This window comes from Shewanella sp. 11B5, assembly GCF_002836795.1.
GTDB classification, from domain to species: Bacteria; Pseudomonadota; Gammaproteobacteria; order Enterobacterales; family Shewanellaceae; genus Shewanella; species Shewanella frigidimarina.
On the sequence record NZ_PJAP01000286.1, the window covers coordinates 1 to 11276 of the forward strand.

Here is an 11276-nt window from a genome sequence, read left to right on the forward strand (position 1 = left end):
AAAAACATTAAAAACTCATGTTAACCAATAAACAAAGCCTAAATAAAAGCACTTAAAAACGCCTAAAGCACAGTTATTTACACAGTTATCCCCCTTTATAAACACAAATAAGCCAACATTAATCGTAATTGAACGAGTAAAATAGCCGAATGCATCGCCCCACAGCGATCAAAACAGGTATGCAATAATGAAATACACAGATAATTTGGAGTCAAGATGGCAAAAGTAGCATTATTAGTAGGCACAACATTAGGCGGTTCAGAATATGTTGCCGATGAAATGGCGGCTCAACTTGCTGAGTTAAATCATCAAACAGCGGTCTTTATTGAGCCTAATATAGATGAATTAGCAGATTTTCCAGTGTGGATCCTTGTATGTTCTACTCATGGAGCAGGCGATCTTCCCGACAATATAGTTCCGTTTCATAAGCAATTAATGATCGAAATGCCCGATCTTAGCCATATCAAGTTCGCTTTATGTGCTATTGGCGACTCTAGTTACGATACTTTCTGCCAAGGACCTGAAAAAATAACCTCACTACTTTTACAGAATGGATCTAACGCTATTGTGGATAAGATCCAAATAGACGTGCAACGAGATCCAATACCTGAAGAACCTGCTGTAGCGTGGTTATTGCAATGGCAGCATCTTATCTAAGCCTATATAGATCCGATCATATCCTGAATAAATCCTGATCAACTCACAGATTAGATCATACTTATCCACAATATATTACTTATTAGTATAAGTTTGTGGATAAGCTATTATTTTTAGCGATCATAACTCTGTACTATTCACAGTCCGATCTGCTCAATGATCACCCTTGTGGATAACTACCCGATCTATCCCCATGTTATCTTGAGTTTGATCGCGATCAGATCACAGGTTAGTTTTGACTTTAAATATTGATTTTAAAAAGAAATAAAAGTTATCAACAGAAAAGTCCGATCCTAATAATAAACATAATAAAAAGATCTATATAAAGATCTTAAGATCTATTAAGCAAACCACATCTTGATCAATCAGTGAAAAATGATCGTTCACGTTCAGACAAGCAAGTGCTAAAATGATCCAATCGAAAACAGATTAAATTCGAATTTAACTTTCTTAGCTATCAAAGGTCAGATAATGCATTTTCATGAACGGTTTGATGTAATTGTTGTTGGTGGTGGTCATGCCGGAACTGAAGCAGCACTTGCCGCTGCAAGAATGGGCTCAAAAACATTATTGTTGACCCATAACATCGACACACTTGGCCAAATGTCTTGTAATCCTGCTATTGGCGGGATTGGTAAAGGCCATTTGGTAAAAGAAATTGATGCCTTAGGTGGTGCAATGGCAACAGCCACTGACTTTGCCGGTATTCAATTTAGAACATTAAATTCAAGCAAAGGCCCTGCCGTTCGTGCAACACGTGCACAAGCAGACAGAGCGCTATATCGTCAAAAAATCCAGCATATTTTACAAAACCAACCTAATTTACGTATTTTCCAACAGGCTGTTGATGACCTAGTTGTTGAAAACGATAAAGTTATTGGTGTAGTAACACAAATGGGTTTAGCTTTCGAAGCACCTGCAATTGTATTAACAACGGGTACATTCTTAAGCGGTAAAATCCATATTGGTATGCAAAATTACAGTGGTGGCCGTGCAGGCGATCCACCAGCAATTGCATTAGCGAATCGTTTACGTGAATTAAATATCCGTGTTGGCCGTTTAAAAACAGGTACACCTCCACGTATTGATGCTAATACCATTGATTTTACACAAATGACTGAGCAGAAAGGTGACACACCACTTCCAGTAATGTCATTTATTGGTGATGTTAGTCAGCATCCAAGACAGGTTTCATGTTTTATCACTCATACCAACGAGAAAACCCACGATATTATTCGTGGAGGACTAGATCGTAGCCCTATGTACTCAGGTGTTATAGAAGGGATCGGACCACGTTATTGCCCGTCTATCGAAGATAAAATCCATCGTTTTGCAGACAAGTCGTCACATCAGATATTTATTGAACCTGAAGGACTAAGTACTAATGAAATTTATCCAAATGGTATCTCAACCAGTTTACCGTTTGATGTTCAATTAAATTTAGTCCGCTCAATTAAAGGCATGGAAAACGCCGAAATTATGCGTCCTGGCTATGCTATTGAATATGATTATTTTGATCCACGCGATCTTAAGAACTCATTAGAAACTAAAGCCATCGAAGGACTCTATTTCGCCGGCCAAATTAACGGTACTACTGGTTACGAAGAAGCCGGAGCTCAAGGTTTACTTGCTGGAATGAATGCATCACTGCAAGTTCAAGGAAAAACGGCCTGGTGCCCACGTCGTGATGAAGCTTATTTAGGCGTTTTAGTTGACGACTTATCAACCTTAGGTACAAAAGAACCGTACCGTATGTTTACCAGTCGTGCGGAATACCGTTTATTACTACGTGAAGATAATGCCGATTTACGATTAACTGAGAAAGGCCGTGAATTAGGCTTAGTTGATGATAAGCGATGGGAATCATTTATTGCCAAAAGAGAATCGATCGAATTAGAACTTCAGCGCTTGCGCAGCCAATGGGTTCACCCAAATTCTGCTTTATTAGGAGTACTTAATCCACAATTAAACACCCCTATTTCACGTGAAGCATCATTTGAAGACTTGCTACGCCGTCCTGAAATGGATTATGCAAAGCTTATGTCATTAGAGGGTTTTGGTCCTGGACTTGAAGATCAACAAGCAGCTGAACAAGTACAAATTCAAGTTAAGTACTCTGGTTACATTCAGCGTCAGCAAGATGAAATTGATAAAGCGATCCGTCATGAAAATTCATTATTGCCCCTTGATCTGGATTATCAGGAAGTACCAGGCTTATCAAATGAAGTGATCGCAAAACTGAATAATCATAAACCTGACACTGTTGGACAAGCATCACGGATCTCAGGTATTACCCCTGCAGCTATCTCAATTTTGCTAGTACATTTGAAAAAACGAGGTTTATTGCGAAAAATCGCATAAATCTAGTTATTTTTACAACTCAATACCACAAGGGAAGCCATAAGGCTTCCCTTAGTGCTTTTACGGCTTCATAATAACTGCCGTCTTTATCATGCAACCTACGAGGCTTTCTGTGTTATCTGCCCAACTTAAAACCTATTTAGCTGAAATGAATATGTCGGCCACTGAATTTCAACAAAAACAATTAATAGGTTTTGTTGAAATGCTTGATAAATGGAATAAGGCTTATAATCTCACCGCTGTTCGCGATCCTGAGCAAATGTTAATCCGTCATGTTATGGACAGTTTGACCGTTTCTCCTTATCTTGAAGGACAACGTTTTATCGATGTGGGAACTGGCCCCGGTTTACCAGGGATCCCATTAGCGATTATGAATCCAGATAAGCAGTTTGTATTGCTAGATAGTTTAGGTAAACGGATCCGTTTTCAAAAACAGGTTCAGTTTGAATTAAAAATCAATAATATTACTTCGGTAGAAAGTCGAGTTGAAGCTTATATCCCAGAGATCAAATTTGATGGTGTGTTAAGCCGAGCATTTGCATCAATTCAAGATATGCTCAGTTGGTGTCATCATTTACCGACCGAGAAAGGCACTTTTTATGCATTAAAAGGCCAGTTAAATCAGCAAGAATTACAAGAGATGCCAACAGGATTTTCGTTGGTAGAAACCATTGTATTGCATGTACCAATGTTAGATGAACAGCGACATTTATTAAAAATTGCTAAGCAATAACTCGCATTTCTTTCGCTAATTAAGCTAACCGGACATCAATAACTTTAAGACAGGATGACATTGTGGGTAAAATCATTGCCGTAGCCAACCAAAAAGGTGGCGTTGGAAAAACAACTACTTGCGTTAATTTAGCCGCATCACTTGCCGCCACAAAGCGTAAAGTGTTGTTGATCGATTTAGATCCTCAAGGTAATGCGACTATGGGCAGTGGTGTCGATAAATATGAAGTCGAAAACACCGCTTATGAATTATTAGTCGAAGAAAAACCCTTTGCCGAAATAGTGATTAAAAATACCATTGGTAAATATGATTTGATCGCGGGTAATGGTGATGTCACTGCTGCTGAAATTAAATTAATGGAATTTTATGCGCGTGAGATCCGTTTACGCAATGCATTAGCACCGATCAAAGATGATTATGACTTTATCTTTATCGACTGTCCGCCATCTCTCAATATGTTAACTGTAAATGCCATGTCTGCTGCTGATTCAGTGCTTGTGCCAATGCAATGTGAATATTATGCCCTAGAAGGTTTAACCGCGTTAATTGACACCATTACCAAGCTAGGCGCAATGGTTAACCCTACATTAAGTATAGAAGGCATTTTGCGGACTATGTATGATCCGCGTAATCGTTTATCTAATGATGTATCAGACCAACTCAAACAGCATTTTGGTGAGAAAGTGTATCGCACTGTCATACCGCGAAATGTTCGTTTAGCTGAAGCACCTAGTTTTGGTGCACCTGCCATGTATTACGACAAATCAAGTGCTGGAGCTAAAGCCTATTTAGCCCTAGCAGGTGAAATAATCCGTCGTGCAGAACAGCAAACTCAACCCAAACAAGCGTAGGATACAAAAATGACCTTAAAAAAACGCGGTTTAGGTAAAGGCTTGGATGCCTTGTTAAGCCACAGTAATACTGCTAGTCGTAAAAATGATCAAGCAGAAGAGCCGCAATCTGCATCGTTAAATGACTTACTTCACCTTGATCTTGATTTGTTGCAACCAGGTAAGTATCAACCACGTAAAGATATGTCGCCGGAAGCACTAGAAGAGCTAGCAGAATCAATTCGTGCTCAAGGTGTTATACAACCTATTGTTATACGTAAAATTTCTGCAACTAATTATGAAATTATTGCCGGTGAACGTCGTTGGCGTGCTGCTCAACTCGCTAAACTTGATAAAGTCCCGTGTATTGTAAAGCAAGTGGCTGATGACGCTGCAGTCGCTATCGCGCTAATTGAGAATATTCAGCGAGAAGATTTAAATGCAATGGAAGAAGCCATTGCCTTACAGCGATTATTAGAAGAATTTGAATTAACACATCAACAAGTGGCTGATGCTGTTGGTAAATCTCGTGTTAGTGTGTCTAATTTATTGCGTTTAAATAGCCTTAATGAACCTGTTAAACGTTTGTTAGAAAACGGTGATATCGACATGGGCCATGCCCGTGCTTTATTGGCGGTAGAAGGCGATGAACAGACAAATTTAGCTCGATTAGTAGCCTCAAAAGAAATGACTGTTCGAGAAACTGAACGATTAGTTAATAAAGCCCTAAATCCGGCTAAAGACGCCGAAACACCAGCTAAAGATCATGATGTTAGTCGTTTAGAACAAGAGTTAATTGAAAGACTCGGTGCCAAGGTTGCTATCAATCATGGTAGTAAAGGTAAAGGCAAAATTGTAATAAATTACCAGAATCTCGCTGAATTAGACGGAATTTTAAGTAAAATTCGCTAAAATGTGGAACAAACCAATTTCATTAGTAAGTTTGTGACATAGGTCTAATTTTAGTTTTTGATTATTTAGCGCTGAATCGTGCGTAAAATCGTTGTTTTACTATCATCAAAGTTGCAAACAAAGCGCGAAAAGGTATACTTTGCAGGCTTTTTGAATCTTAAGGCTAGTTTAATATATTAAATTTAACATTAGGATCGCGAAAGGCAATAATGCGGAGATATGAAGTTGGGTAATGTTTTAGCGCGTCGTGGCAGGTTAGCAGCCTATAAATTAGTGCTGGTACAAGCGGCAGTCGCGAGTATTATTTCAACACTATTTTTCGTTATGTGGGGAGCACAGTATGGCCTATCTGCACTTGCAGGTGGCGTAATTGCTGTACTTCCTAATTTTGTATTCGCAACCCTAGCTTTCTCACATAGTGGGGCAAGCTCTGCAGCAAAAGTGATTAAAAGCTTTTACTGGGGGGAAGCGGTAAAGATGCTATTAACCATTGCATTATTTTCGTTAGTGTTTATCAATCTAAAAGTTGGATTTATGCCGCTTTTTACCTGTTACTCATTAGTGTTAGTTGTACATTGGATAGCACCTTTATATTTCAAGCAAAGTTAAGTGGGATGAATCATGTCTGCAACTGGTGAAGAAATGACACAGCAGAGCTATATCCAACATCACCTTACCAATTTAACCGTTGGTGAAGGATTTTGGACTTGGAACATTGATTCGTTGCTCTTTTCGGTTGGGCTTGGAATGTTGTTCTTATGGCTGTTTTACCGTGCCGGCAAAAAAGCGACCACAGGCGTTCCTGGCAAATTTCAATGTTTTGTCGAGATCATTGTTGAGTTCGTTGATAGCAGTGTGAAAGAAACTTTTCACGGCCGCAATCCTGTTATTGCGCCTTTAGCTCTGACAATTTTCGTCTGGATTTTCATGATGAACTTCATGGATATGATCCCAGTCGATTGGTTACCTTCATTGGCTTTATTAGCTGGTGTTCCATACCTAAAAGTTGTTCCGACTACAGACGTTAACATTACCTTCAGCTTAGCTCTTGGTGTGTTTGTGCTGATTATTTATTACAGCATTAAAGTCAAAGGTGTTTCAGGTTTTGTTAAAGAACTAACATTTCAGCCTTTTAACCATTGGGCAATGATACCCGTCAACTTATTATTAGAAACAGTAACTCTAGTTGCGAAGCCGATTTCATTGGCTCTTCGACTATTTGGTAACTTGTACGCTGGTGAGTTGATATTTATCCTTATTGCATTGATGTACGGTTCTAACGTGGCGTTATCTGCTCTAGGTGTAGGATTACAACTAGGTTGGTTAATTTTCCATATTTTAGTTATTACTTTACAAGCATTTATTTTCATGATGTTGACCATTGTTTATTTAAGCATGGCGCATGAAGATCATTAAGGGTAACCGAAAATTTTTTTGACCTAAATCATTAATAACAACGATTTAGAATATTGGAGATAGATATGGAAACTGTATTAGGAATGACGGCTATTGCTGTTGCTCTACTCATTGGTATGGGTGCATTAGGAACAGCTATTGGTTTCGGCCTTTTAGGTGGGAAGTTTTTAGAAGGTGCAGCTCGTCAGCCAGAAATGGCGCCTATGTTACAAGTTAAAATGTTCATCGTAGCGGGTCTTTTAGATGCCGTAACTATGATTGGTGTAGGTATTGCGCTATTTATGCTATTTACTAACCCATTGGGTGCAATGCTTTAACTAACGCTTCTGTCTTTAATCTAACTAGGAGGCTGTTGTGAATTTCAACGCTACCCTATTCGGTCAGACGGTTGCCTTTATTCTCTTCGTGTGGTTTTGCATGAAGTTTGTATGGCCTCCGTTGATGAATGCCATCGAAGAACGCCAGAAGAAAATTGCTGATGGTCTGGCTGATGCCGGCCGTGCAGCAAAAGATCTAGAGTTAGCACAAATTAAAGCTACTGAGCAACTTAAAGAAGCAAAAGTAACTGCCAACGAAATTATTGAGCAAGCTAATAAGCGTAAGGCTCAAATCGTTGAAGAAGCTAAAGTTGAAGCACAAACTGAGCGCGCTAAAATTATCGCTCAGGGTCAAGCAGAAATTGAAAACGAACGTAATCGCGTGAAAGATGATTTGCGTAAGCAAGTTGCTCTACTAGCTATCGCTGGTGCAGAGAAAATTCTTGAACGTACGATTGATCCAGAAGCCCACAGTGACATTGTTAATAAACTTGTTGCTGAAATTTGATTAAGGGAGTTGAGTTATGGCTGAATTAAGCACCATCGCTCGCCCTTACGCAAAGGCAGCTTTTGATTTTGCTGTTGAGCATAAAGCAGTAGAAAGTTGGACAGAAATGTTAACTTTCGCTTCATTGGTAAGTGAAAACGAATCAATAAAGCCACTGCTTAATGGTACTCTCGCGAGTACACAGCTTGCCACACTGTTTATAAAAGTATGCGGTGAGCAAGTCAATGAGCAAGGTCAAAACCTGATAAAGGTAATGGCTGAAAACGGTCGTTTAGGGATACTGTCAACAGTATCGCTACTTTTTGCTGAATACCGTAATGAGTGGGCAAAAGAAGTTGAAGCCGATGTGGTTTCTGCTACTGAGCTAAGCTCTGAGCAACAGCAGCAAATTAGTGTTTCTTTAGAGAAACGTCTCGCACGCAAAGTTAAGCTGAATTGCAGCATCGACGCATCGCTTATTGGCGGTGTAATTATTAAATCAGGCGACCTAGTCATTGATGGCTCGGTAAGCGGTAAGTTATCGCGTTTGTCTGAAAAGCTGCAGTCGTAATTGGGAGTTTGAGCATGCAACTGAATTCCACTGAAATCAGCGATCTGATTAAGCAGCGGATCCAGCAGTTCGACGTCGTTAGTGAAGCTCGCAACGAAGGTACAATCGTTGCAGTAAGTGACGGCATCATTCGCATTAACGGCCTAGCCGATGTAATGCAAGGTGAAATGATCGAACTGCCTGGTGGCTGTTTTGCAATCGCGTTGAATTTAGAACGTGATTCTGTCGGCGCCGTAGTGATGGGGCCTTATGCTAATTTAGCAGAAGGCGATAAAGTAAGAACCACTGGTCGTATTCTTGAAGTACCGGTGGGTCGTGGTCTACTTGGCCGCGTTGTTAACACTCTAGGTGAGCCTATTGACGGAAAAGGACCTATCGACAACGATGGTTTCTCTCCTGTTGAAGTGATTGCCCCTGGTGTTATTGAACGTAAGTCAGTATCACAACCAATTCAAACTGGTTATAAAGCCGTTGATGCCATGATCCCTATTGGTCGTGGTCAACGTGAATTGATTATTGGTGACCGTCAGACTGGTAAAACAGCGATGGCAATCGATGCAATTATCAACCAGAAAGAATCAGGCATTAAGTGTGTCTATGTAGCTATTGGTCAGAAAGCTTCTACCATCGCTAACGTAGTACGCAAGCTTGAAGAACATGGTGCATTAGCTAACACTATTGTTGTTGTTGCTTCAGCTTCTGAAGCTGCTGCACTGCAATACTTAGCGCCATATTCTGGTTGTTCTATGGGTGAATACTTCCGTGACCGCGGTGAAGATTCTTTAATCGTATATGATGATTTGTCTAAGCAAGCAGTTGCTTATCGTCAAATTTCATTACTATTGAAGCGTCCACCAGGACGTGAAGCATACCCAGGTGACGTTTTTTATCTACACTCTCGTTTATTAGAGCGTGCTTCACGCGTAAACGTGAATTATGTAGAAAAGTTCACTAAAGGTGCAGTAACAGGTCAAACTGGTTCGTTAACCGCTTTACCTATTATTGAAACCCAAGCTGGTGATGTATCAGCGTTCGTACCGACCAACGTAATTTCTATTACAGATGGTCAAATCTTCCTTGAAACTGATTTGTTTAACTCAGGACTACGTCCAGCAGTTAACCCAGGTATTTCTGTTTCTCGTGTTGGTGGTGCTGCGCAGACTAAAATCATCAAGAAACTGTCTGGTGGTATTCGTACTGCACTTGCACAGTATCGAGAGCTTGCTGCGTTCTCACAGTTTGCGTCTGATTTAGATGATGCAACTCGTGCTCAACTTGAGCATGGTGAGCGTGTAACCGAATTAATGAAGCAAAAGCAATATGCTCCTATGAGCGTTGCTGCCCAGTCTGTGTCTATTTTCGCAGCTGAAAAAGGCTACCTTAAAGGTGTTGCTTTAAATGAAATCGGTCGCTTCGAGGCCTCTCTGCTTTCATACATGAACAGTCAACATACTGACCTAATGAACACCATCAATGCTACTGGCGATTATAACGCTGATATCGAAGGTGAGTTAAAGGCAGGCATGGACAAGTTCATTGAAACCCAAACCTGGTAATAATGAACACGGGGTGTCATTAGGCACCTCAGGTCCCAGATTGGAGAGTAGAGATGGCCAGCGCTAAAGAGATTAAAACCAAGATCGCGAGTGTTAAAAATACTCAGAAGATCACTTCCGCTATGGAAATGGTTGCCGCCAGCAAAATGCGCAGAGCGCAGGAACGCATGGCAGCGAGCCGTCCATATGCAGAAAATATGCGTAAGGTGATCGGTCACGTAGCGCAAGGTACTCTCGAGTATAAACACCCCTATTTAGAGGTGAGAGATGCCAAGCGGGTTGGTTACATTGTTGTAGCAACCGACCGTGGCCTTTGTGGTGGTTTGAACGTCAACCTCTTTAAAAAGGTTGTGTCAGACGTTAAAAAATGGAAAGAACAGGGTGCAGACGTTGAGTTTTGCCCAATTGGTGCCCGTTCTGTTCAGTTTTTTAAAAGCTTTGGTGGTGAAGTTTCCGCCCATGCATCAGGTTTAGGCGATGCGCCAAAACTTGCTGATTTGATTGGCACTGTACGTGTCATGTTAAAAGCTTACAACGAAGGTAAATTGGATCGTCTGTACATTGTGTTTAACAAATTTGTTAATACAATGACCCAGACTCCGGTGATCGAACAGCTGCTACCTTTACCTAAGTCAGATGAAGAAGTAGCTAGTTATCCTTGGGATTATATTTACGAGCCAGATCCAAAAGAAGTTTTGGACCTATTGTTAACTCGTTATGTGGAGTCACAAGTATATCAAGGTGTTGTTGAGAATATTGCCTCTGAACAAGCTGCCCGTATGGTAGCTATGAAGGCGGCAACAGACAACGCTGGCGAAATGATCGATGATTTGCAACTCGTCTATAACAAGGCCCGTCAGGCTGCTATTACGCAAGAACTGTCGGAAATTGTATCAGGCGCTGCAGCGGTTTAGGTTTAGGTAACGAAATCAAGTTTAGAGGATTAATCATGAGCACAGGTACTGTTGTCCAAGTAATTGGCGCGGTTGTGGACGTAGAGTTTCCACAAGATTCTGTACCTCGAGTATATGACGCTCTGAAGATCACTGGTGAAGGCGCCTGTAATGGTTTGGTGCTGGAAGTTCAGCAGCAACTAGGTGGTGGTGTAGTTCGTACCATCGCTATGGGTTCTTCTGATGGTCTGCGTCGTGGTCTAGAGGTAGCAAACTCAGGTTCACCAATTACTGTTCCGGTAGGGGTTGCAACCCTTGGCCGTATTATGAACGTATTGGGTGAGCCTATCGATGAAGCGGGTCCTATTGGTGAAGAAGAGCGTTATGTTATTCACCGTGCAGCCCCTTCATACGAAGATCAGTCAAATTCAACTGAGCTATTAGAGACAGGTATCAAGGTTATCGACCTTGTTTGTCCTTTCGCTAAAGGTGGTAAAGTCGGTCTGTTCGGTGGTGCTGGTGTTGGTAAAACAGTCAACATGA

12 protein-coding genes and 1 pseudogene are annotated in these 11276 nt (G+C 40.9%); all 13 read left to right on the forward strand.

The features are described 5' to 3' along the window. Window positions 1-216: 216 nt before the first annotated feature. The gene (gene mioC / locus CXF78_RS05330) at window positions 217-657 is read left to right on the forward strand and encodes an FMN-binding protein MioC (protein ID WP_102036196.1); all 441 of its coding nucleotides are present in this window, start codon (window positions 217-219) and stop codon (window positions 655-657) included. Between the two features lie 471 nt (window positions 658-1128). Further along, window positions 1129-3018 (forward strand): tRNA uridine-5-carboxymethylaminomethyl(34) synthesis enzyme MnmG, encoded by a 1890-nt coding sequence (mnmG, locus tag CXF78_RS05335; protein WP_102036197.1) that lies wholly within the window; start codon window positions 1129-1131, stop codon window positions 3016-3018. Window positions 3019-3130: 112 nt separating this feature from the next. Further along, window positions 3131-3751, forward strand: coding sequence for a 16S rRNA (guanine(527)-N(7))-methyltransferase RsmG (gene rsmG / locus CXF78_RS05340; protein ID WP_102036198.1), 621 nt, complete (start codon window positions 3131-3133; stop codon window positions 3749-3751). A 62-nt stretch (window positions 3752-3813) separates the two neighbouring features. Further along, window positions 3814-4602 carry a ParA family protein gene (locus CXF78_RS05345; protein WP_011639459.1) on the forward strand — a complete coding sequence of 263 codons (789 nt, stop codon included), beginning with the start codon at window positions 3814-3816 and terminating at the stop codon, window positions 4600-4602. 9 nt (window positions 4603-4611) lie between these two features. Further along, window positions 4612-5493 carry a ParB/RepB/Spo0J family partition protein gene (locus CXF78_RS05350; protein ID WP_102036199.1) on the forward strand — a complete coding sequence of 294 codons (882 nt, stop codon included), beginning with the start codon at window positions 4612-4614 and terminating at the stop codon, window positions 5491-5493. A 225-nt stretch (window positions 5494-5718) separates the two neighbouring features. Continuing rightward, window positions 5719-6102: an ATP synthase subunit I gene (locus tag CXF78_RS05355; protein ID WP_086019818.1), complete on the forward strand. Its 384-nt coding sequence runs from the start codon at window positions 5719-5721 to the stop codon at window positions 6100-6102. Between the two features lie 12 nt (window positions 6103-6114). After that, a complete protein-coding gene (atpB, locus tag CXF78_RS05360) occupies window positions 6115-6909 on the forward strand; it encodes a F0F1 ATP synthase subunit A (RefSeq protein ID WP_011639456.1) in 795 nt (264 codons plus the stop codon). A 65-nt stretch (window positions 6910-6974) separates the two neighbouring features. Next, a complete protein-coding gene (gene atpE, locus CXF78_RS05365) occupies window positions 6975-7226 on the forward strand; it encodes a F0F1 ATP synthase subunit C (protein WP_011639455.1) in 252 nt (83 codons plus the stop codon). A 37-nt stretch (window positions 7227-7263) separates the two neighbouring features. Continuing rightward, window positions 7264-7734, forward strand: a complete 471-nt coding sequence (atpF, locus tag CXF78_RS05370; protein WP_011639454.1) for a F0F1 ATP synthase subunit B — start codon at window positions 7264-7266, stop codon at window positions 7732-7734. A 16-nt stretch (window positions 7735-7750) separates the two neighbouring features. Beyond that, a complete protein-coding gene (gene atpH / locus CXF78_RS05375) occupies window positions 7751-8284 on the forward strand; it encodes a F0F1 ATP synthase subunit delta (protein WP_011639453.1) in 534 nt (177 codons plus the stop codon). A gap of 14 nt (window positions 8285-8298) precedes the next feature. Next, the gene (gene atpA / locus CXF78_RS05380; RefSeq protein WP_011639452.1) at window positions 8299-9840 is read left to right on the forward strand and encodes a F0F1 ATP synthase subunit alpha; all 1542 of its coding nucleotides are present in this window, start codon (window positions 8299-8301) and stop codon (window positions 9838-9840) included. A gap of 53 nt (window positions 9841-9893) precedes the next feature. Next, a complete protein-coding gene (gene atpG, locus CXF78_RS05385) occupies window positions 9894-10754 on the forward strand; it encodes a F0F1 ATP synthase subunit gamma (protein ID WP_011639451.1) in 861 nt (286 codons plus the stop codon). A gap of 35 nt (window positions 10755-10789) precedes the next feature. Further along, a pseudogene (locus CXF78_RS05390) lies at window positions 10790-11276 on the forward strand (F0F1 ATP synthase subunit beta); the annotation flags it as partial.

What these genes read in the sequence shown, in the direction of transcription:
- atpA (WP_011639452.1), top strand. Translation starts at nt 8,299, where the DNA reads ATGCAACTGAATTCCACTGAAATCAGCGATCTGATTAAGCAGCGGATC.
- atpG (WP_011639451.1), top strand. Translation starts at nt 9,894, where the DNA reads ATGGCCAGCGCTAAAGAGATTAAAACCAAGATCGCGAGTGTTAAAAAT.
- atpB (WP_011639456.1), top strand. Translation starts at nt 6,115, where the DNA reads ATGTCTGCAACTGGTGAAGAAATGACACAGCAGAGCTATATCCAACAT.
- CXF78_RS05350 (WP_102036199.1), top strand. Translation starts at nt 4,612, where the DNA reads ATGACCTTAAAAAAACGCGGTTTAGGTAAAGGCTTGGATGCCTTGTTA.
- atpE (WP_011639455.1), top strand. Translation starts at nt 6,975, where the DNA reads ATGGAAACTGTATTAGGAATGACGGCTATTGCTGTTGCTCTACTCATT.
- atpH (WP_011639453.1), top strand. Translation starts at nt 7,751, where the DNA reads ATGGCTGAATTAAGCACCATCGCTCGCCCTTACGCAAAGGCAGCTTTT.
- mnmG (WP_102036197.1), top strand. Translation starts at nt 1,129, where the DNA reads ATGCATTTTCATGAACGGTTTGATGTAATTGTTGTTGGTGGTGGTCAT.
- mioC (WP_102036196.1), top strand. Translation starts at nt 217, where the DNA reads ATGGCAAAAGTAGCATTATTAGTAGGCACAACATTAGGCGGTTCAGAA.